The organism is Micromonospora sp. I033 (assembly GCF_053890995.1).
Genome location: NZ_JBSSLX010000054.1, coordinates 1 through 20367, shown reverse-complemented (window position 1 = coordinate 20367; position 20367 = coordinate 1). Strand labels below are relative to the sequence as shown.

Genomic DNA, 20367 nt, shown 5'->3' with positions numbered 1-20367 from the left:
ACCCCGATGGCCGATACGGTCACCCCCGCCGTGGACGAGTCCGCCCAGCCGGGCAGCACCCGTCGCGAACGCACCGGCTGGTACTTCTACGACTGGGCGAACTCCGCCTTCCAGACCACCGTGATCACGGTCTTCCTCGGCCCGTTCCTCACCACCGTCACCGAGCTGGCCGCCGGCTGCGAGCTGGGCGCCGACAGCTGCGACGGGGTGGTGCACCCGCTGGGCATCCGGGTCGCCGCCGGCTCCTACTACCCGTACCTGATCTCGCTGTCGGTGTTCCTCACCGTGTTCGTGCTGCCGGTGGTCGGCGCGATCGCCGACCGGTCCGCGCACAAGAAGCGGCTGCTCGCCCTCGCCGCGTTCACCGGCGCCGGCGCGACCATCGGGTTCGCGTTCGTCACCGGTGACCGCTACCTGCTCGGTGGGGCGCTGTTCCTGGTCGCCAACATCTCCTTCGGCGCCGCCGTGGTCGTCTACAACTCGTTCCTGCCGCAACTCGGCGGGCCCGACGACCGGGACGCCATCTCCAGCCGCGGCTGGGCCATCGGCTACCTCGGCGGCGGGCTGCTGCTCGCGCTGAACCTGGTCGTGGTCACCCTGCTCAGCGAGGAGGGCAACCCGCAGCGCACCCTCGACCTGGCCCGCTGGTCGATCGTGTCGGCCGGCGTCTGGTGGGCGGCGTTCACCCTGCTGCCGCTGCGGTGGCTGCGCGAACATCCCGCCGCCGCCGCGGCGGCCCGCGTCGGCCGCGGCAACGTGCTCACCGACGGGTTCCGGCAGCTCGGCCACACCCTGCGGAACATCAAGGCGTACCCGCTGACGCTGTTCTTCCTGCTCGCCTTCCTGGTCTACAACGACGGCATCCAGACTGTCATCACCCTGGCCAGCCAGTACGGCACCGAGGAGCTGCGGCTGGAGCAGAGCACCCTGATCGTGACGATCCTGCTGGTGCAGTTCCTGGCCTTCGGCGGCGCGCTCGCCCTCGGCGCCCTGGCCCGGCGCATCGGCGCGTGGAAGACCGTGCTGCTGTCGCTGGTGCTCTGGACCGGGGTGATCATCGCCGCGTTCCGGCTGCCCGCCGAGGCGCCGCTGCCGTTCATGCTGCTCGGCGGGGCCATCGGCCTGGTGCTCGGCGGCAGCCAGGCGCTGAGCCGGTCGCTGTTCAGCCAGCTCATCCCCACCGGCAAGGAGGGCGAGTACTACGGCTTCTACGAGATCAGCGACAAGGGCACCAGCTGGCTCGGACCGCTCGCCTTCGGCCTGGTGTTCCAGCTCACCTCCTCCTACCGGGTGGGCCTGGTCTCCCTGCTGATCTTCTTCGTGGTCGGGTTCGTGCTGCTGGCCGCCGTGCCGATCCGCCGGGCCATCATCGCCGCCGGCAACACCCCGCCCCGGGTGCTGTGAGGCGGGCCGGGCGGGCCACGCACGGCAAGATCCTTCCGCGTCGATGAGCTAGGCTGCCCCGACGTGACCGACGACGCCGCCCTGATCTGCCTGGCCCGCCCCCTTCCGGGCCCCGGCGACGACCGTGCCGGCGGCTGCGCCGCGGCCCGCGCCGTCGACGGCCGGCCGCTGCACGCCGCCGCGCTGAAGTTCTTCTGGGGGCCGATGGACTGCGGCAAGTCCACGATGGCCCTGCAGATGAACTACAACCACGCCCGGCAGGGCCGGCGCGGCCTGGTCACCACCCGCATCGACCGCTCGCTCGGCCCGCAGGTCACCACCCGCATCGGGCTGGCCCACTCCGCTGTCGAGGTCACCGACGACCTGGACCTGCGCGACCTGGTCCGCGACGCCTGGGCCGAGGGGGTCCGCGTCGACTACCTGATCTGCGACGAGGCGTCCTTCTACAACCTGGCGCACATCGAGCAGATGGCCGACCTGGTCGACAACTTCGACGTCGACGTGTACGCCTTCGGCCTGGCCACCGACTTCCGCTCCTGCCTGTTCCCGGCCGCGCAACGGCTGTTCGAACTCGCCGACGAGGTGGCCCGCATCCAGGTCGAGGTGCTCTGCTGGTGCGGCCGGGAAGGGCGGCTCAACGCCCGCGTCGTGGAGGGGCGGGTGGTACGCGAGGGCGAGCAGGTCGTCATCGGCGACACCGTGGACACCGCCGACGTGCGCTACCAGGTGCTCTGCCGGCGCCACTACCGCACCGGCGACCTCGGCCCGCGCGCCTGACGGGCGCGCGCCTGATACGAACAGCCCGTGCGGGCAGACGGCATGACCACGGTGCCGGACGAGCGGGCGACCGCGCGACCCGCGCCTGCTCCCCCAGGGGCGTCGGCGTGACCGGCGTCAGAACGGGTCCCCGCAGACCCGCCACTTCCCGTCCTCCTGCACGACCGGCAGTTCCCGCTCCTCGCTGGCCCCGCCGTCGCGGATCAGCCGCACCGTCACCGTGCCGCGCGGCCGGCCGCCCCGGGTCTGCACCGACACGTCGACGATCTCGTAGCCGCTGACCTGCGGCGGGGTGCGCACCCAACTGCCGAAGCCGACCTGGCTCCACTTCCCGCGCGCCTCCCGGCACAGCTTGTCGTACGCCTGGTCGGTCTCCCCGGCGGCGACCTGCCGGAAGAACGCGTCGGCGGTGTCCCGCACCGGGCCGTTGGCCTGGAGCACCACCTGCACGTTCCAGACGCCGAGCCCGGCCACCCCGACCAGGCAGGTGCCCAGCCCCAGGCCGGCGACCAGCACGCCGGCGCGCACCGGCCGGCGGCGGCGCCGGGCCGGCCGGCTCCCCGCCCGTTCCCTGCCCATCACCACCGACGGTAGAGACCGGCGGGCCGGCCCGCAGGAAGTTGTGCCCCTGTCACGGGGGCGACCCGGCTCGTCCCCCCTCGGCGCCCACCCCGGTGGCCTGGCTGCGATCCGCCTGGTGAACCTGACAGCAGATGGCAGGTACCGGCGGCAGACTGCCGGCATGACAGCCCACGCCGACCTCGCGATGGTCAACCTCGACAGCTCCGACCCGGCCGCCCACGCCGCGTTCTACTCCCGCCCCCTCGGCTGGGAGGTCACCCACAGCCAGGCCGAATACGCCATGATCAGCAAGGACGGCATCTCCATCGGCTTCGGCCTGGTGGCCGGATACGCGCCGCCGGCCTGGCCGGACGAGACCGCCGGCAAGCGCTACCACCTGGACCTCTACGTCGACGACGTGACCCTCGCCGAGAAGGACCTGGTGGCGGCCGGCGCGACGCGGCCGGAGTTCCAGCCGGGCGGCGAGCGGTGGACCGTGCTGCTCGACCCGATCGGCCAACCGTTCTGCCTCTGCCCCCGGCCGCAGGGCTGAGCACCGCCGCCGGCCCGCCGGGCGACTGCCCGGCGGGCCGGCGGGACCGGTCAGCGGAAGGCGGCCGCGTGGCGTGCCGCCCAGTCGGCGAAGTCACGCGGCTCCCGGCCGAGCAGCCGCGCGACGTCCGGGCTGACCCGCTGCTCCGCCGGCGACGGCGTGCCCAGGATGCTCAGGGTCGCCGCCACCACCGGCGCCGGCATGAACGCCAGCATCTGCTCCCGCGCCTGCTCCGGCGTCTGCTCGACGAACCGGACCGGCTCGCCGAGCGCCGCCGCGAGCGCCGCCACCTGCTCCCGCGGCGAGACCGCCGCCGGCCCGGTCAGCTCGTACGTGCCGCCGGCGTGAGCGCCGTCGCGCAGAGCGAGGGCCGCCACCGCGGCGATGTCGCTGGGGTCGACGGTCGGCAGCGCCACGTCGCCGAACGGCGCGTGCACCACCCGCCCGGCGCGTACCGCCGGAGCCCAGGCGAGGGCGTTGGAGTGGAAGCCGCCGGGCCGCAGCAGCGTCCACTCCAGCCCGGACGCGCGGACCGCCTCCTCCTGCGCCGGCGGATGCCGCTTCGTCGCCACGCCCTGCGAGGAGAGCAGAACCACCCGGCGTACGCCCGCCTGCCGCGCGGTGTCCAGGATGGCGGCCGGATCCGCGCCGCCGGTCAACTGCTCGCCGGTGAACAGCAGGAACAACGCCTCGGCGCCGTCGAACGCCGCCGTCAACCCGGTCGGGTCGGCCAGGTCGGCGCGGACCGCCCGGACGCCCGGCGGCAGGTCGGCCGTGGCGACCCGCCGGGACACGGCGGTCACCTGTTCACCCGCCTCGACCAGCGCCCGTACCAGCGGTCGTCCGACGTTCCCCGTCGCGCCGGTCACCACGATCATGATGTGCCCCTCTCGGTGTGCGTTTGTGGACACCGAGCACGCTAATGGCCTGCGTATAGTAGGTACCTAGAGGAAAGTAACGGCATCGGGAGGGATTGTGAGCAGCACCACCTGGCGGTCCGGGATGGACGGTGACCCGGAGCAGGCCTGCCCGATCGCCCCGGTGGTCGACCTCGTGTTCAGCCGCTGGACCACGCCGATCCTCTGGGCCCTGCACGAGCACGGCCGGCAGCGCTTCGTCGAGCTGGAACGCCGCCTGGTCACCATCACCCCGAAGGTGCTCACCCAGCGGCTGCGGCAACTCGAACGCGACGGCCTGGTGCTGCGCACCTACCACGCCGAGGTCCCGCCCCGGGTGGAATACGAGATCACCGAGCTGGGGCGCAGCCTGGCCCCGCTCTTCGCCGGCCTGGCCGAGTGGTCCGCCGGCCACCTCCACCGGGTCGAGCAGGCCCGCCAGGACTACGACGCCCGGCAGCGGGTCCCGCGCGGGCGTTGACCGCTCAGCGCAGCGGGCCCCGGGCGACCGCGGCCCGCATCCCGGCCGGGTCGCCTGCGGGGACGTACTCCAGCCACCAGGTCGCGCCGGCCGCCGCCAGCTCCGCGAGGTAGGCCCGCTCGGCCCTTTCGTCGGAGCGCCGCCGCCGCCCGCCGATCGCCACGTCGAACGGCTGCCCGTCGGCGCGGGCAGCCGGCAGCGCGGCGACCAGGTCGCGCACCTCGTCGGGGGTGAAGTCGGACCAGCCGGCGCTCAGCTTGTAGGGCACGATGCCGTCCGCGCGGGCGGCGCGCCGCAGGACCGCCCTGGCCTGCGTGCTGCCGCCGACCCAGACCGGCACCCGGGGCGACTGCGCCGGCGCGGGTCGCAGGGCCACCCCGTCGGCCCGGTAGTGGTTGCCCCGGTGCGTGACCCGCTCGCCGCCGAGCAGCCCGACCAGCAGGTCGAGACCCTCGTCGAGCATCGCGGCGCGGGTCTTCAGGTCCGTCGGCTCGCCGAACGCGGCGAGCCCGCGGTCGGCCGGGTCACCGACACCCACCGCGACCCCGGCCCGGCCGCCGGAGAGGTGGTCGAGGGTGAGCACTTCCCGGGCCAGCTTGGCCGGGCGGCGCCGGGGCAGCGCGGTCACCGTGGTGCCCAGCCGGATCCGGCCGGTGCGCCCGGCCACCGCCGCCAGCACCAGCCACGGATCCCAGGTCGGCGGGTCGTCGCCGGCGTGGTGGATGAGGTAGTCCTCCAGGAACACCCCGTCCCAGCCGGCCCGCTCGGCCAGTTCGCCGAGCGCGACCAGGTCGGACACCGTCACCGAGGCGCCTCCGCAGCAGATCTCCAGCCCGTGTCGCATCCCCGCACCCTAGGGTCGGGGTGCGACGGTCAGGCCGGGGACAGCACCTCGTAGAGGTTGCCCGCGTCGTCGCGGAAGAACAGCCCGCGGGCGCACAGCGGATGGTCGGTGCGCCCGTTGTCCGGCGCGCCCGGCTCGCTGCCGTACGGCACGCCGGTGGCGCGCAGTCGAGCCAGTATCGCGTCGAAGGTGGCCGGGTCGACGTCGAAGGCCAGGTGGTGGCCCTCCGGCGCGGGCACGCTCATGAAGTCCAGCGTGAGCTGGCCGTTGACCCGTACCGGGGCGAAGTGGCCGTGCCGGCCCGCGGGCGGCAGGACCGGCAGGCCCATCACATCGGCGAAGAACCGGGCGGCGGCGTGATGGTCGCGGGCCGGGACGATGGTGTGGTTGAGGGTGACGGTCATCGGCTCTCCTCGGCGGTGGCCGGCGCGAGGGCGCCGTGCAGGAACAGGTCGACCAGCTCGGCCGGGGTCGGTGGAGGGTCCGCGAGCGGCGTACGCCCGGGCACCAGGACGGCGAGGAACAGGGCGGCCAGGTGGTCGGCCGGCAGCCGCAGCCGGTCCGCCTCGGGGGCGAACAGCGCGGCCACGGCCGCCCGGGTGGCGGCCGTCGCCTCGTCCCGGGCGCCGGCGCCCCGCGGCGGATGGTCCCCGGTCCCGTCGGGGTCGCGGCGGCCGCGACCGGGCCGGCCCGCGGTGTGGGCGACGGCGAGCACCACGCCGAGCCGGCCCAGGTGCGCCAGCAGCGCCGCGGTCGCGGCGGTGAGCCGGTCGGCCAGCGGCTGGTCCAGCGGTATCGCGGCCAGTTCGGCGAGCACGGTGTCGGGGCGCAGCGCCTCGGCGACGGCGGCGTCGAGCAGGGCGTCCTTGTCGGGGAAGGCGCGGAAGACGGTCGCCTCGCCGATGCCGGCGGCACGGGCCACCTGCGCCGTGGTCACCGCCGCGCCGTGCGTGGCGAGCAGGGGCAACGCGGCGCGGACGATCATCGCCCGGCGCTGGTCCGGGCTCATGCCGGGCGCGCGGCGCCGGGACGGCTGGGGGTCGGTCATGGCCACCAGCATGCGGAGTGAGTACTCACTCCGTCAAGGGACTATCCGCGCCGGCGGGCCCGGGCGGCCCAGATCGCGTACGCCGGGTCCCGGTCCAGGTTGTGCCGGTCCCGGTCGTAACGGCGGGTGGTCCGCGGGTCGGCGTGCCCCATGGCGTCCTGCACGTCCTCCAGCGGCACCCCCTCGGAGCGGGCCGTGGTGGCGAACGCGTGCCGCAGCGAGTGCGGGGACAGCCTCGCCCAGGCCGGGATCCCGGCGGCCTGGGCGAGCCGGCGCACCAGCCGGAACACCGCGTGCCGGTCCAGCCGCCCGCCGGTCGCGGTGGCCAGCAGCGGCCCGGTCAGCTCCGCCACCGTCACCTCCTCGGCGGCGGCCCGCGCCGCCAGGTAGGCGTCGATCGCGTACGCGGTGCCGGGGGTGAGCGCCCGCCGGCGGACCTTCCCGCCCTTGCCGACGAACCGGATGCTGCGGTGCCCGCGCTCCGCGCCCAGGTCGGCGATGTCCAGCGAGACCAGCTCGCCGACCCGCAGCCCCAGGTCGGCCAGGAGGGCGATGGTGGCCCGGTTGCGGGCTGCGGTCGGCCCGGTCTCCGCCTCGGCCGCGGCGAGCAGCGCGTCGACCTCGTCCGGGGTGAGCCCGACCGTGGCGGAGTGGTCCCGGTCGACGCGCGGACGGTCCGCGGCGGCGACCGGATTGGCCTCCACCGCGCGCAGCTTGACCAGGAAGTCGTACCAGCTGGACAGCGCGGACAGGCGGCGGGCCACGGTGGCGGGGGTGAGCGGCCGGCCGCCTCGCCCGCACGGCGTGGACTCCAGCTCCCGCCCGTAGGCGTTGACGTCGAGGAAGCTGGCCCGCAGCGGGTCGAGCTCCCGGCCGGCGCACCAGCTCAGCCAGCCGGTGACGTCCCGCCGGTACGCGTCGCGGGTGTGCTCGGACAGCCGCCGGTTGCGCAGCCACGCCTCGGTGAAGTCGGTCGGCCCGTCGGGCAGGGCGGCACGGGCCGACCCGCGGGGCAGCACCTCGGGACGCAGCATGCGAGAAAGGTTCTCAGCCGGCCGGGCGATTCGCGACGAGGCGCGCCCGACCGATTCTGACTCCGGGTCCGGCACCACCCGGCGGGCGGTCACCGGTCTCCGGGGCGGGAGTACCGTCACGGCGTGCGTGCCAGCCGCCTGGTCTCCCTGCTGCTGCTCCTGCAGACCCGGGGCCGGATGACCGCCCAGGAGCTCGCCGACGCCCTGGAGGTGTCGGTCCGCACCGTCTACCGGGACGTCGAGTCGCTCGGTTCGGCCGGCGTGCCGGTGTACGCCGACCGCGGCCCGGCCGGCGGCTACCGGCTGCTGGAGGGCTACCGGACCCGGCTGACCGGCTTGACCGCGCCGGAGGCGGAGGCGCTGTTCCTGGCCGGCATGCCCGGCCCGGCCGCCGACCTGGGCCTCGGGCCGGTGGTGGCGGCCGCCGAGCTGAAGCTGCTCGCCGCGCTCCCCGACGAGCTGGCCGACCGGGGTGGCCGGGCCCGGCAGCGGTTCCACCTGGACGCGCCGGGCTGGTTCCGGCACCCCGAACCCACCCCGCACCTGGCCGCGCTCGCCCGGGCCGTGTGGGAGGACCGGCTCGTGGAGATGCGCTACCGGCGCTGGCGCACGCCGCGCGAGGTGACCCGGCTGGTCGCCCCGCTGGGCGTGGTGCTCAAGGCGGGCCGGTGGTATCTGGTGGCCCGCTGCGACGACCAGGTGCGGACCTACCGGGTCGGCGCGGTTCTCGACGTGGCGATCCGCGACGAGCGCTACGAACGGCCCGCCGACTTCGACCTGGCCGACTACTGGCGGGAGTGGACCGAACGCTACGAGCGGGACGTCTACCGCGACCGGGCCCGGATCCGGCTGACCGTCGCCGCGCTGGAGTTCATGCCGTACGTCTTCCCGCCGGAGATGAGCCGGGCCGCCCGGGCGGCGGCCGGCGAGCCGGGCCCGGACGGCTGGCTGGAGACCACCGTGCCGATCGAGTCGGTGAAGCACGCCCACACCGAGCTGCTCAAGCTCGGCGCCGAGGTGGAGGTGCTGGAGCCGGCCGAACTGCGGGACCGCCTCACCGCCACGGCACACGCCCTGGCCCGGCTCTACCCGGCCCCGCCGGCGGGGCCGGCCGGTTCTCCGGCCGCCCCCGCCGCCACCTGACCGGAGCCCGGGCGCACCCGGTCAGGCGCTGATCTCCCGGCGGCCGTTGCCGTTCGCGGTGACCGCGATCCGGCGCGGCTTGGCCCGCTCGGAGATGGGGATGCGCAGGGTCAGCACCCCGTTCTCGTAGCCGGCCTCCAGCTTGTCGGTGTCGAGGGTGTCGCCGAGGAAGAGCTGGCGGGTGAAGGTGCCCATCGGGCGCTCGGCCGCGACCAGCTCGACCTTGTCGCCGGCGGGTCGGCGCCGCTCGGCGCGGACGGTCAGCACGTTGCGCTCCACCGTGCAGTCGATGCTGTCCGGGTCGACGCCGGGCAGGTCGAAGGCGGCGTAGAAGTAGTCGCCGTCGCGGTAGGCGTCCAGGTGCATGACCGCCGGCCGGGCCGTCGTGCCGAAGAACTGCTCGGTGAGCCGGTCGATCTCGCGGAAGGGGTCGGTACGCATCAACATCGTCGTGCCTCCTCGGTTCTCCTGGCCGAAGGTGTCAAGTTGAGTCGGGGCGACTCAAGTTCTCGATTTCTTGTTTTAGCGCGGCACGGCGGCGTCGTCAACCCGGGCCGGCAGCAGTTTCTCGAACCAGTGCTGGGCGTACCTGCCGGTGTTGAAGGCGGGGATCTCCCGGTAGCCGTGGCGGGCGTACAGGGCGCGCGCCTCGACCAGGTCGCTGCGGGTGTCCAGCCGGATCCGGTCCGCCCCCGCGCCGCGCGCGTACGCCTCGACGGCGGCGAGCAGGGCGGCGCCACCGCCGGTGCCCCGGTGCGCCGGGCGCACGTAGACCCGGGTCAGCTCCGCCCAGCCGGGCCGCCAGCGCAGCCCGGCGCAGCCGGCCAGGGCCCCGTCGCGGCGGGCCAGCAGGAGCAGCCCGGTGGGCGAAGTCAGGTCGTCGCTCGGCGATTCGGCGAGGGCGGCGCTCACCTCACCCGGCCGCTCGGGCCGGCCGTGCCAGCGGCGGACCATCTCGGCCAGGTACTCGTGCAGCAGCACCCTCGCGTCGGCGGCGTCGGGGGCGGTGCGGTCGATCGTCCAGGTGGTCACCGCCCGATCCTCACCGGCCGGTCAACGCCTTTTCCGCTCACGGTCGCCAGTAGACGCTGTGCTCGCGGGCGAGCAGCTGGTCGTCGACCAGGTAGCGGCGCAGCGTGACGTGGTCGGCCCCGCCGCTCTCGCACCATCGGCGCAGCGCGTCGTCCACGGCCCGTTCCGGATACCGCACGCCGGGGGTGAAGGAGTGCTCGGTGATGTGCTCCAGCAGCACCCGGCGGCGGCCCCGCTGGGCGGGCAGCCGGGTCAGCGTGCCGTCCCGGAGGAAGGTGCGCAGGATCGTCTCGCGGGGACTGGTCGCCGGGGCCGGCGCGGGCGGGCCGCCGGCGCGGGCGAAGTCGCGCAGCCGCCGGTCGTCGACCCGCAGCCCCGTCCCGTCGTCGGTCAGCACGCCGATGTCGGTGAGCCGGCGGACCGCGGTGGCGGCGTCCCGGGCGGAGAGCCCGGTCCGGGAGACGACGGCGGGGACGTCCCCGGCGCCGGGCACGATCGCGGCGAACACGGCGCGGCGGCGCTCGTCGGCGAGCGCGCCCGCGAGGGCCTGAGAGCTCATGTCGGGCAGCCTGCCAGCGCCCGCCCCCGAGCGGCCAGGGGTTTTCGCCGTGCCGGTCGCGGGTCCGCGACCGGGTGTGGCGGCGGACCCGCGACCGGCGACGGCCCGACTCAGGCGGGGACCGGGGCGGCGAAGTCGACGTCGGCGGTGTCGACCGTGCCGGCGGTGCGGCCGGGCGCGGAGTGGAAGCTCCAGTAGAGGTTGGTGTGGGCGATCACCTGCTCCGGCGGCGGGGCGCCGTAGGCGGAGAGGTCCTCGGTGGTGTGGGCGTCGGCGACCAGGGTCGCGTCGTAGCCCCGGGTGATCGCGCCGTGCAGCGTCGACCGGATGCACGCGTCGGTCTGCGCGCCGGTCACCACGAGCCGGCCGATGCCCCGCGTGGCGAGGACCGACTCCAGGTCGGTCTCCTCGAACGAGTCGCCCCAGGCCTTGTGCACCAGCGCCTCGTCGTCGCGGCGCACCAGCTCGGGCACGTACTGCCACTGCTCGCTGCCGGTGGGCAGTTCCTCGCTGCGGTGCTGCACCCAGACCACCTCGACCCCGGCCGCCCGGGCCCGGTCGACGAGGGTGGCGATGTTGCCCACCACCCGGTCCCGGTCGTACGCGTGCTGCACCACGCCGTTCTGCACGTCGATGACGAGCAGGGCGGTGTGCGGTCGGTCGAGGAGCGTGCTCATGGCGCCTCCCTGGACGGGGCCGTTGGCTGGTCGGTCACCAACCTAGTCCCGGCCACCGACAATCCGAGCGGTCAGAGCCGGCCCGACGGCGGCTCGGCCGCCAGGGTGACCCGGCGGAGCAGGCCGGACAGGACCCGCCGCTCATCGGGGGTCAGCGCGCCGAGGACCCGGTGCTCCTCGTCGCCGACCACTCCCATGGCGCGCCGCCAGGCGGCCCGGCCGGCGTCGGTGAGCTCCACGTCGATGCGGCGGCGGTCCACCTCGGACGGGATCCGCCGGACGAAGCCCCGGCGCACCAGCGCGTCCACCCGGGCGGTGATCGAGGCGGGTGCCATCCGCAGGTCACCGGCGATCTCCGAGGGCGCGGCCCGACCGCCCCGGCCGGCGAGCACGTGCAGGGTGCCGTACTCCTTCTCCTGGAGGTCCAGCTCGGCCAGCGCCCGGTCCTTCACCCCGCGCAGGTGCCGGGTGAGCAGCGACATCCGGACCACCGCCCCCTCCACGTCGGGGTCGAGGTCGGGCACCACGGGCAGCCAGCGTTCGACGTGCTCGTCGACGAGGTCGCGGTCGGTCACGCCACCACGGTACGCCGACGGCGAAATATTCGTTGTCGAAATATTCGACATCGAAGTAAACTGCGGAGGTGACCCATCCTCTCCGGCTCCGATCCTTCCGACTGCTGTTCCTCGGCCGCACGGTCTCCGCGGTCGGCGACGCCGTGGTGCCCACCGCGCTGGCCCTGGCCGTGCTCCGGGCCACCGGCTCCACCGCCGCGCTCGCCGTGGTGCTCGGCTGCGCGATGGTGCCGCGGCTGCTGCTGCTCCCCCTCGGCGGCGTGGTCGCCGACCGGTTCGCGGCCCGCCGCGTCGCCCTCGGCACCGACCTGGTGCGCTGCGCCGCCCAACTGGCCGTCGGCGTCGAACTGCTCGGCGGCGCTCCCGCGTTGACCCACCTCGCGGTGGCCTCCGCCGTGGGCGGCGCGGCCTCGGCGTTCGCCAACCCCACCGCGGCGCCGCTGATCGCCGGCACCGTCGACGGCGACGGCCGGCAGCGGGCCAACGCGCTGATGGGGATCACCGGCAACGCCAGCCGGCTGGCCGGTCCCGCCCTGGCCGGGCTGCTGATCTGGACCGTCGGGCCCGGCTGGGCGTTCGTGCTGGACGCGGCCTCTTTCGCGGTCAGCGCCGCGCTGCTGGCCGTCATCTCGGTGCGGCACGTGCCGGTCCCGCACCGGTCGCTCCGCGCCGACCTGGTGCTCGGCTGGCGGGAGGTCCGGGCCCGCGACTGGTACTGGAGCAGCCTGCTGGCCCACGGCGTCTGGAACGGCGCCGCCGCGGTGCTGCTCACCCTCGGCCCGGTGGTCGCCGTGGACCGGCTCGGCGGCGAGGGCGTGTGGGTGCTGCTCCAGCAGGCCGGCGCGATCGGCCTGCTGGCCGGGTCACTGCTCGCCGTCCGGGCCCGCCCCCGCCGGCCGGTGCTGCTGGGCAACCTGGCCCTCGCGGCGTACGCGGCACCACTGCTGCTGCTCGCCGCCGCCGCGCCCGCACCGGTGACCGTCGTCGCCTACTGCCTCGCGCTGATCGCCCTCGGCTTCCTCAACCCGGTCTGGGAGACCGTGGTGCAGGGCCAGTTCCCGCCCGAGGTGCTGGCCCGGGTCACCTCGTACGACTGGCTGATGTCGCTGGGCGCCATGCCGCTCGGCTACGCCCTCGCCCCGCTCGCCGCCGACGCCTGGGGCGCACCGGTCCCCCTCGCGGTGGCCGGGGTGCTGGTCCTGCTCGCCTGCGTCGGAACGGCCGCGGTCCCCGGCGTACGCCGGTTGGGCTGGCCGGCCGCGACCCCGCCGGCCACCGCGGAGCCGGTGCCGGCGGGGCGCTGAACCGGGCCGGTCAGAGCCGGTGCCCGGTGGTGGCGTCCACGTGCGCGGGCACCTCGTCGTGCCGCTCCCCGACGCTGGACGTGCCGGACGGCTCGAACATCAGGATCGAGGCGCCGTCCGGCGCGGACGGCCGGTGCTCCACCCCGCGCGGCACCACGAACACCGCGCCGCGCGGCAGCACCACCTCGCGTTCCGCGCCGTCCACGCCGTCGCGCAGGGCGATCCGCAGCTCGCCGTCGAGCACCAGGAAGAACTCGTCGGTGTGCTCGTGGGCGTGCCAGACGTGCTCGCCGGCAACCTTGGCGATCCGGACGTCGTAGTCGTTGACGGTGGTCACGATGCGCGGGCTCCACAGCTGGTCGAAGCGCGCCAGGGCGGCCGCCAGCTCGATCGGCTCAGGGTTCATCGGCCCATCCTCGCGCAGCCGCGCCGCTCACAGGGGACGGTGCATGACGTGCAGCCCCACCCGCCCGAGCGTGGGGTGCGCGAACGACTCCGGCACCGTGCCGATCACCGTGAAGCCGAGCCGCCGGTACAGCTCCACCGCCGCCGTGTTGGTCTCCACCACCGCGTTGAACTGCATGGCGGCGAAGCCCTGCCGCTGGGCCCAGTCCAGGGCGTACTCGCACAGGGCCCGGCCGACGCCGCGCCCCCGGGCGGCGGTGGCCACCATGAAGCTGGCGGTCGCCACGTGCGCGCCCGGGCCCGGCCGGTTCGCGCCCATCTTGGCGGTGCCGAGCACCGTGCCGTCCTCCTCGGCCACCACCGTGCGGCCCGGTGGCCGTTCCACCCACACCTCGCGGGCCACCTCGGCCGGCCACGCCGGGTCGTAGGGGAAGGTCTCCTGGGCGACGATGACGTCCTTCACGATCGGCCAGACCTGGGCCCAGTCGGATTCGGCGTACTCCCGGATGCGCATCCCGCGCACGCTAGCCGGACGGTCGCCGGCCGGGTACCGATTTCCGTCCGCGGCCCCGCTGGCGCGGGGCAGCGCGGAGTGGCGTGGCGGGACCATCATGGACGGGTGGCCGAACCCGTCACCGACCTGGACCGCCCCGGCGTCGGGGCGTCCGCCGCGCCGACGACCCCGCCGCCCGGGCCGCGCACCGCGTCGCCCTGGCTGGTCGGCGGGGCCGTCACCGCCGTGCTGCTGCTGCTCGCCGGCCGCTACGGCTACCACCGCGACGAGCTCTACTTCCTGCTCTGCGGCCGGCACCTCGACTGGGGCTACGTCGACCAGGGGCCGCTCGTGCCCGCCCTGGCCCGGCTGGCCGACACGATCGCCCCCGGCAACCTGGTGCTGCTGCGCACCCCGTCGGCGCTGATCGCCGGCGCGTCGGTGGTGCTGGTCGCGGCCCTCGCCCGGGAGTTCGGCGCGGGTCGCGGCACCCAGCTGTTCGCCGCGCTCCTCGCCGCCGCGGCCGGGGTGGTCCTCGCCCCCGGCCACCTGCTCAGCACCACCACGGTCGACCTGCTGGTCTGGCTCGCCGCCGCCTGGTGCGCGGTGCGGATGCTGCGCACCGGCGACACCCGCTGGGCGCTCGGCATCGGCCTGGCGCTCGGCGTGGGCATGCTCAACAAGTTGCTGCCCGCGCTGCTCGGCGCCGGTCTGCTGGCCGGGGTGCTGATCGCCGGGCCGCGCCGGCTGCTGCGCGACCGGTGGGTGCTCGCCGGCGCGGCGGTCGCCGTCCTGCTCGCCGTGCCCTACCTGGCCTGGCAGGCACGGCACGGCTTCCCGCAGCTCTCGGTCGCCTCGTCGATCGCCGACGGCGACAGCTCCTACAGCGGCCGGCTCGACGCGGTGGTGCTCCAACTGATCATCATCAGCCCGTTCGCCACCCCGGTCTGGATCGCCGGCCTCGTCGCGCTGCTGCGCCGGCCCGCCTGGGCGGCGTACCGGGCGATCGGCTGGGCCTGGCTCGTGGTGTTCGCGATCGTCCTGCTCGCCGGCGGCAAGGGCTACTACGACGCCCCGCTGCTGCTGGTGCTCACCGCGGCCGGCGCGGTGGTCACCGCCGACTGGGCCCGGCGCGGCGCGTCCCGGGCCCGGCGGGCGCTGCTCGCCACCGCCGCCGCGCTGATGGTCGCCAGCAGCGCGGTCCTGCTGCTGCCCACCCTGCCGGCCGACCGGCTGCCCGGCTTCGTGGTCGACGTCAACTACGACGCGGGCGAGACCATCGGCTGGCCCGCGTTCGCCGACTCGGTCGCCGCCGTGCACCGCGGCCTGCCGCCGCGGGAGCGCGCCCGGGCGGTGGTGCTCACCGGCAACTACGGCGAGGCCGGCGCGCTGGCCCGCTACGGCCCGGAACGGGACCTGCCCCGGGCCTACTCGGGGCACAACAGCATGGCCGGGTTCGGCCGCCCGGCCGACGACGCCGACGTGGTGATCGCCGTCGGCTGGGAGCGCCCGGACCGGCTGCGCGCCTGGTTCACCGAGGTCACCGAGGCCGGCCGGGTCGACCAGCGGGTCGACGTCGACAACGACGAGAACGGCGGGCCGATCTTCGTCTGCCGCGGCCTGCGCCGCCCCTGGTCGCAGATCTGGGACAGTGAGGTGAGCCACGCCTCCTGAGCGACGGGCGCACGCCCGCCGGGCGACCGGTCCGACGGATACTTGGCGCCATGCTCTGGGGTGTCAGCGGACCGCTCTTCCTCCTCGACTACCTGGGGGCGGTCGCCGTGGCCCTCGCCGTCGCGCTGGCGGCGCGCGAGCTGACCGGCCGGCGGGCCCGGGGCGCCGCCCCGGACCCGGTCGAGCTGGCGTACCTCACCGACCGGGCCCTGCTGGCCTGCCAGGTGGGCGTGGCCGCGCTGCACCGCGCCGGCGTGGTGCGGCACGGTGAGCTGGCCACCCTGTCGGTGGACGGGCCGCCGCCGCCCCGGTCGCCCGCGCTGGTCCGCGCCCTGCACACCGCGCTGCGCCGGCCGCAGACCTGGGCCGCCGTCCTCGCCGACCCCGGCGTCGGCCGGGCGCTGCGCCGGCTGGTCGGCCGGCTCGTCCGGGACGGCTGGCTGCTCACCCCGGCGCAGCGGCGGCGGATCGCGCTGGGCACCCTGCCGCTGTTCGCGGTCGCCGCGGTCGGGGTGACCCGGCTCCTGGAAAGCGCGGTCGAGGGGCGCGACGCCGGCGGACCGGCCTCCGTGGTGGGCCTGCTGCTGTGCTGCCTGGCCACCGCCCTCGGCGGCTGGTGGCTGTGCGAGGTGCCGGAGACCGGCGCGGCCGCCCGCCGCCTGCTGCGCCGGCAGCGGCGGGAACACGCCGAACTGGACCCGCAGCGGCGGCCGACCTGGGGCGAGCGGGGCACCGACCAGCTGCTCACCGCGATGGCGCTGTTCGGGCCCCGCCCGCTGCTCGCCGTCGACCCGGGCTTCGCCGTGCAGGTCGGCGTCGACCCCGAACGCGGCCGCCCGACCCCGGACCGGAAACCGGCCCGCCGCTGACCCGCGGGCCGGCGCCTCCCCTGCCCGGCGCCGGCCGCGTCCGGGTCAGCGCAGCTCGTTGGCGGAGCGGATCACCCGGGCCAGGTCCCGCACCTCGGCGTCCTCGGTGGCGGCGGCCGCCCCGTCCGCGATGGCGGCCAGGTCGGTCAGCCGGACCTCCCCGTCCGACCCGTCCGCACGCAGCGTCTGGGCGAACCAGGCGGCCGCGTAGCAGGCACGCAACCGCGGCGAGGCCGTGGTGAAGTCCCGGTCCACGTCGGCGACGGTCACCGACCCGTACGTCTCGGCCGGCGTGCGCTCGGCCGGGTCGGTCCAGCGCACCTGCACCTGGGCGATCCGGTCCGACGGGGACGCGCCCTCGGCGAGCCGGACCGCGTAGAGCGCCGTGACGCTGTGGCCGGGGCCCACCTCGCCGCCGTCCACCCGGTCGTCGCGGAAGTCCTCGTCGGCCAGCGCCCGGTTGTCGTAGCCGACCAGCCGGTAGGAGCGCACCGCCTGCGGCGCGAACGTCACCTGCACCTTGGCGTCCAGCGCCCGCACGCTCAGCGTCGCCGGCAACTGCCGCACGAACACCTCGCGGGCCTGCTCCCGCTCGCTGACGTAGACCGCGAAGCCGTCACCCCGGTCGGCCAGCTGCTCCATCAGCTCGTCGCCGTAGTCGCTGCCGACACCCACCCCGAGCAGGGCGATCTGCTTCTCCGCCTCGGCGCGCACCCGGCGCAGGATCGGCTCCGCGTCGGTGCTGCCGACGTTGGCCAGCCCGTCGGAGAGCACGATCACCCGGTTCGTCCGGCCGGGGCGGAAGCCGTCCCGGGCCACCCGGTAGCCGAGCACCAGGCCGGCCTCCAGGTTGGTGCTGCTGCGGGTGTGCAGCTCGTCGATCGCCCCGTGCAGCCGCCGGGCGTCGGCCACCGGCGTCATCTCCCGGAGCACCCGGGCCTCGTCGCTGAACTCGACCACGGCGATGGAGTCGGTGGGGCGGAGCTGGTCCACCAGCGTGTGCAGGGCGTCACGCACCAGGTCGAGCCGGCCGGGCTCGCCCATCGACCCGGAGACGTCGATGACGAAGGTGAGCGACGCGTCCGGGCGGCGCTCCTCGTCCTCGGCGCGGGTCTGCAGGCCGACCCGCAGCAACCGCTCGTCCCCGCCGGCCTCGTGGGTCCGCGGCAGGCGGGCGCCGTCGACGTGCACGGCGAAGCCGTCGCCGGCGGGTTGGGGGTAGTCCTGGCGGAACGAGTTGACGAACTCCTCCGGCCGCACCGTGCCACGCTCCGGCAGCCGGCCGTCCATGATGAGCCGGCGGGCGTAGCCGTACGACGCGGTGTCGACGTCGACGGCGAAGGTGGACAGCGGGTCGTCCGAAGCCCGGGTCTCGTCGCCGGACCAGGGGATGCCGCCCTCCGGGCGGGCCGGTGCCGCGTCGGTGCGCTGCCCGCCCCGGTCGGCGCCGCAGGCGCCGACCGTCAGGGTGGTGGCCAACGCCGCCAGCAGCAGCACCGATCGTCTCAGGTGGACCATGACTCCTCCGAGGGGCCGGGGACGGTTCATGGCTCATTGACGCAGGCCGAGGACGCGGCGGATCCCGCCGTGGCCGAGCCGATACCCAAGCGCGACCGTCGTGACCAATCCGTGCACTGGACGTGACCTTGAACGGTCCGGCGGGCCGCCCTCGGCGGGCGGCGGCGCGGCCGATGGGGCAGAGTGGGCCCACGGCCGGCGGCGGCCGGAACGAGCGGGAGGTGAGCCGTGGACGGCCCGACCGGGGTGGTGTTCCCCGCGACCGGCGACGGCCGGCGCAGCACGACCGTGCTGGGGCGGGCGGTGGTCGCCGACGCCCTGCGGGCGGTGGACCCGGTCGGCGCCCGGTCGGCCGAGCACGAGACCGACTGGCGGCACGGCTACCTCGGTCACTTCCGCCGGCTCGTCGAGGCCGGTCTGCTCTCCCGGGAGGCCGCGCTCACCGTCGCCCGGGACGGGCTCGCTGCCCTGCACGCCCGGATGCGTTACATCGACGCGGGAGGTGCCGAGGTCGCGCTGGACGAGGCGTGCACGCTGGCCGACCGGGAGCCGCCGCTGGAGACCGCCACGGTGGCCGGCGCCGGCCCGGTGGAACGCGAGCTGTCCCTGCCGTACCGGGGACAGCGCCTGCGCGGCGACGACCTGCGCCGGCGTCTCGACGCGTGGGTGGACGCGGGTGTGGTCGAGCCGAGCTGCGCCGAGGCGGTCCACGCCGTGCAGGCCAACCCGGACTGGCTGGACCTGCGGGACCAGCGGATCGTGGTGCTCGGCGCGGGCGCCGAGATGGGCCCGCTGCCGTCCGTGCTCCGCTGGGGCGGCGACGTGATCGCGGTCGACCTGCCCCGCCCCGAGATCTGGCGCCGCCTGCTGCGCACCACCCACCGGTACGGCGGCCGGCTGCACCTGCCGGTGCGGCCCGGCACCGGCGCCGACGACGCCGCCCTCGCCGCCGGGGCCGGCGCCGACCTGCTGCACCGCCTGCCGCAGGCGGCCCGCTGGCTGCGCGGCCTGGACGGCCGGCTCGTGCTCGGCAACTACGTGTACGCCGACGGGGCGACAAACGTCCGGGTCGCCACGGCGGTCGACGCGCTCACCGTCCACCTGGGGCGGCACCGCCCGGACGCCGCGCTGGCCTTCCTGGCCACCCCCACCGACGTGTACGCGGTGCCCGCCGAGGCCGTCGCCCACGCCGAACGCGGGTACGCCGCCCGCGGCCTGGCCCGCCGGTCGCTGCGGCTGCTCTCGGGAGGCCGGCTGCTGCACCGCAACTACCCGCCCGGCGCCGACCCGGGGATCAACGACAGCCTGGTGCCGCAGCAGGGGCCGAACTACGCGCTGGCCAAGCGGCTGCAACGCTGGCGCGCGGCGGTGGCCCGGGACGCCGGGGCGACCGTGTCGTTCACCGTGGCCCCGCCCACCCGGACCCGCTCGGTGCTGCGCAACCGTGCCCTCGCCGCCGCGTACGCCGGGGCGCACCGGTTCGGTATCGAGGTGTTCGAGCCGGCCACCAGCAACACGCTGATGGCCGCGGTGCTCGTGCACGACCTGCGCACCGGCGGCGGTCCGGCCCAGGAGCACCCGTGGCGGGACGAGGCGTACGCGGCGGCGCACGGCGGCCTGTGGCGGGTGCCGTACGCCCCGCGCAGCGCGCTCGGCCTGGCCGTGCTGCTGGGCCTGGGCGGTGCGCGGGCCTGAGCACAGGTTTCCTTCTCTCGGGCGCCGGGAAGGCATCCGCATGGCCGAGACCTTCGCAGATCAGGACCTGACCACCCTGCGGTCCATCGCGCGCGGGGCCGGGATAACGGACACCGAGCGCATGCCGCACGACGAACTGGTCGAGATGTTGCGCCGGGCGGGCCTGGCCGACCCGGACGCCCGGCCGGTCGACACGAGCCTGGCCGATCCGGGTGACCCGGGCGTGCCCGGCGCGTACCACGCGCAGGGCGTCGGACGGCGGGAGTCCGCCGGCGGCGCGGGCGCCCAGACCGCCGGCGCGACGGACCAGCCGACCCAGGATCCGGCCGGGCTGTCCGGGCTGCCCCGCAGCAGCCTGACCCTGGGTGACGAGAGCACCGGCGGCCGCGCCGCCGAGGAGGCGATCGGCGCCCAGCCCGGCGAGAGCCAGATCGACGACCGGGCCCAGGACACCCGGGGTGTCCGGGGCGATGTCCAGGATCCGGCCGGGCTGTCCGGGCTGCCCCGCAGCAGCCTCACCTTGGGTGACGAGAGCACCGGTGGGCGGGCCGCCGAGGAGGCGATCGGCGCCCGACCCGGTGAGTCGGACACCGAGATCGACGACCGGACGCAGGGCTGACCACCGACGTCGCGAGCCACCCCGATCTCGGGGTGGCTCGCGGAACATTGTGGACGCTAATCCTGTTTCGCCGCTCGACGCACGTCTGCTCCCTTTGGGGCGCACCGTGCCTCTTGTTCCGGATATGCGAATAGTGAAACATCCGTCCCGCTCCTCACCTTCAGATCGGGACATACCCCCACAACCCTGACACTTATACACATCTC

At 75.6% G+C, this 20367-nt stretch carries 24 protein-coding genes; 10 read left to right on the top strand and 14 right to left on the bottom strand.

Annotated elements, in window-relative coordinates; translation table 11 throughout:
- Positions 1–6: 6 nt before the first annotated feature.
- Both ACW0Q9_RS12200 and ACW0Q9_RS12195 read left to right on the top strand, forming a co-directional pair.
- Positions 7–1404: an MFS transporter gene (locus ACW0Q9_RS12200; protein WP_456180661.1), complete on the top strand. Its 1398-nt coding sequence runs from the start codon at positions 7–9 to the stop codon at positions 1402–1404.
- Between the two features lie 63 nt (positions 1405–1467).
- On the top strand, positions 1468–2181 hold the full coding sequence (locus ACW0Q9_RS12195) for a thymidine kinase (protein WP_456180659.1): 714 nt from the start codon (positions 1468–1470) through the stop codon (positions 2179–2181).
- 117 nt (positions 2182–2298) lie between these two features.
- On the opposite strand, the gene ACW0Q9_RS12190 is transcribed toward ACW0Q9_RS12195, so the two are convergent.
- Positions 2299–2760, bottom strand: coding sequence for an Rv0361 family membrane protein (locus ACW0Q9_RS12190; RefSeq protein WP_456180657.1), 462 nt, complete (start codon positions 2758–2760; stop codon positions 2299–2301).
- Between the two features lie 163 nt (positions 2761–2923).
- On the opposite strand from ACW0Q9_RS12190, the gene ACW0Q9_RS12185 reads away from it, so the two are divergent.
- Positions 2924–3295, top strand: coding sequence for a VOC family protein (locus tag ACW0Q9_RS12185; RefSeq protein WP_456180656.1), 372 nt, complete (start codon positions 2924–2926; stop codon positions 3293–3295).
- A 50-nt stretch (positions 3296–3345) separates the two neighbouring features.
- Here ACW0Q9_RS12185 and ACW0Q9_RS12180 read toward each other — a convergent pair whose 3' ends face one another.
- Positions 3346–4173, bottom strand: a complete 828-nt coding sequence (locus tag ACW0Q9_RS12180; RefSeq protein WP_456180654.1) for an NAD(P)H-binding protein — start codon at positions 4171–4173, stop codon at positions 3346–3348.
- A gap of 97 nt (positions 4174–4270) precedes the next feature.
- On the opposite strand from ACW0Q9_RS12180, the gene ACW0Q9_RS12175 reads away from it, so the two are divergent.
- Positions 4271–4672, top strand: coding sequence for a winged helix-turn-helix transcriptional regulator (locus tag ACW0Q9_RS12175; RefSeq protein WP_456180652.1), 402 nt, complete (start codon positions 4271–4273; stop codon positions 4670–4672).
- A 4-nt stretch (positions 4673–4676) separates the two neighbouring features.
- Here the strand turns inward: ACW0Q9_RS12175 and ACW0Q9_RS12170 are convergent, their stop codons facing one another.
- Genes ACW0Q9_RS12170 through ACW0Q9_RS12155 form a run of 4 tightly spaced genes read right to left on the bottom strand, consistent with a single transcriptional unit; the run spans position 4677 to position 7598 of the window.
- Positions 4677–5516 carry an LLM class flavin-dependent oxidoreductase gene (locus ACW0Q9_RS12170; protein WP_456180650.1) on the bottom strand — a complete coding sequence of 280 codons (840 nt, stop codon included), beginning with the start codon at positions 5514–5516 and terminating at the stop codon, positions 4677–4679.
- A gap of 29 nt (positions 5517–5545) precedes the next feature.
- On the bottom strand, positions 5546–5920 hold the full coding sequence (locus tag ACW0Q9_RS12165; protein ID WP_456180648.1) for a VOC family protein: 375 nt from the start codon (positions 5918–5920) through the stop codon (positions 5546–5548).
- Complete coding sequence (locus tag ACW0Q9_RS12160) at positions 5917–6564, bottom strand: TetR/AcrR family transcriptional regulator (RefSeq protein WP_456180646.1); 648 nt, start codon at positions 6562–6564, stop codon at positions 5917–5919. Before ACW0Q9_RS12160 ends, ACW0Q9_RS12165 begins: the two co-directional genes overlap by 4 nt.
- A 41-nt stretch (positions 6565–6605) precedes the next feature.
- Complete coding sequence (locus ACW0Q9_RS12155) at positions 6606–7598, bottom strand: tyrosine-type recombinase/integrase (protein WP_456180644.1); 993 nt, start codon at positions 7596–7598, stop codon at positions 6606–6608.
- Positions 7599–7721: 123 nt separating this feature from the next.
- Here ACW0Q9_RS12155 and ACW0Q9_RS12150 point away from each other — a divergent pair, with 123 nt between their 5' ends.
- Positions 7722–8741, top strand: a complete 1020-nt coding sequence (locus ACW0Q9_RS12150; RefSeq protein ID WP_456180642.1) for a helix-turn-helix transcriptional regulator — start codon at positions 7722–7724, stop codon at positions 8739–8741.
- Between the two features lie 21 nt (positions 8742–8762).
- Here the strand turns inward: ACW0Q9_RS12150 and ACW0Q9_RS12145 are convergent, their stop codons facing one another.
- From ACW0Q9_RS12145 to ACW0Q9_RS12125, 5 genes are all read right to left on the bottom strand, one after another.
- Positions 8763–9188, bottom strand: coding sequence for an Hsp20/alpha crystallin family protein (locus ACW0Q9_RS12145; protein WP_456180640.1), 426 nt, complete (start codon positions 9186–9188; stop codon positions 8763–8765).
- Positions 9189–9263: 75 nt separating this feature from the next.
- Entirely contained in the window at positions 9264–9773 is a 510-nt protein-coding gene (locus ACW0Q9_RS12140) for a GNAT family N-acetyltransferase (protein ID WP_456180638.1), read from the bottom strand.
- A 37-nt stretch (positions 9774–9810) separates the two neighbouring features.
- Entirely contained in the window at positions 9811–10332 is a 522-nt protein-coding gene (locus ACW0Q9_RS12135) for a DUF2087 domain-containing protein (RefSeq protein ID WP_456180636.1), read from the bottom strand.
- Between the two features lie 110 nt (positions 10333–10442).
- Positions 10443–11009 (bottom strand): isochorismatase family protein, encoded by a 567-nt coding sequence (locus ACW0Q9_RS12130; protein ID WP_456180634.1) that lies wholly within the window; start codon positions 11007–11009, stop codon positions 10443–10445.
- Positions 11010–11080: 71 nt separating this feature from the next.
- On the bottom strand, positions 11081–11584 hold the full coding sequence (locus ACW0Q9_RS12125) for a MarR family winged helix-turn-helix transcriptional regulator (protein WP_456180632.1): 504 nt from the start codon (positions 11582–11584) through the stop codon (positions 11081–11083).
- A gap of 68 nt (positions 11585–11652) precedes the next feature.
- Between ACW0Q9_RS12125 and ACW0Q9_RS12120 the strand changes: the two genes are divergently transcribed.
- Complete coding sequence (locus ACW0Q9_RS12120; protein ID WP_456180630.1) at positions 11653–12888, top strand: MFS transporter; 1236 nt, start codon at positions 11653–11655, stop codon at positions 12886–12888.
- Between the two features lie 10 nt (positions 12889–12898).
- Here the strand turns inward: ACW0Q9_RS12120 and ACW0Q9_RS12115 are convergent, their stop codons facing one another.
- Entirely contained in the window at positions 12899–13294 is a 396-nt protein-coding gene (locus ACW0Q9_RS12115) for a cupin domain-containing protein (protein WP_456180628.1), read from the bottom strand.
- Between the two features lie 27 nt (positions 13295–13321).
- Positions 13322–13807, bottom strand: coding sequence for an N-acetyltransferase family protein (locus tag ACW0Q9_RS12110; RefSeq protein ID WP_456180626.1), 486 nt, complete (start codon positions 13805–13807; stop codon positions 13322–13324).
- Between the two features lie 105 nt (positions 13808–13912).
- On the opposite strand from ACW0Q9_RS12110, the gene ACW0Q9_RS12105 reads away from it, so the two are divergent.
- Both ACW0Q9_RS12105 and ACW0Q9_RS12100 read left to right on the top strand, forming a co-directional pair.
- The gene (locus ACW0Q9_RS12105; RefSeq protein WP_456180624.1) at positions 13913–15460 is read left to right on the top strand and encodes an ArnT family glycosyltransferase; all 1548 of its coding nucleotides are present in this window, start codon (positions 13913–13915) and stop codon (positions 15458–15460) included.
- Positions 15461–15510: 50 nt separating this feature from the next.
- Complete coding sequence (locus ACW0Q9_RS12100) at positions 15511–16329, top strand: TIGR04222 domain-containing membrane protein (RefSeq protein ID WP_456180622.1); 819 nt, start codon at positions 15511–15513, stop codon at positions 16327–16329.
- Positions 16330–16374: 45 nt separating this feature from the next.
- On the opposite strand, the gene ACW0Q9_RS12095 is transcribed toward ACW0Q9_RS12100, so the two are convergent.
- On the bottom strand, positions 16375–17847 hold the full coding sequence (locus tag ACW0Q9_RS12095; protein WP_456180620.1) for a YfbK domain-containing protein: 1473 nt from the start codon (positions 17845–17847) through the stop codon (positions 16375–16377).
- A 228-nt stretch (positions 17848–18075) separates the two neighbouring features.
- Here ACW0Q9_RS12095 and ACW0Q9_RS12090 point away from each other — a divergent pair, with 228 nt between their 5' ends.
- Together ACW0Q9_RS12090 and ACW0Q9_RS12085 are read left to right on the top strand one after the other, a co-directional pair.
- A complete protein-coding gene (locus tag ACW0Q9_RS12090) occupies positions 18076–19542 on the top strand; it encodes a hypothetical protein (RefSeq protein WP_456180618.1) in 1467 nt (488 codons plus the stop codon).
- Positions 19543–19582: 40 nt separating this feature from the next.
- Positions 19583–20161, top strand: coding sequence for a hypothetical protein (locus tag ACW0Q9_RS12085; RefSeq protein WP_456180691.1), 579 nt, complete (start codon positions 19583–19585; stop codon positions 20159–20161).
- The last annotated feature ends 206 nt before the right edge of the window (positions 20162–20367 follow it).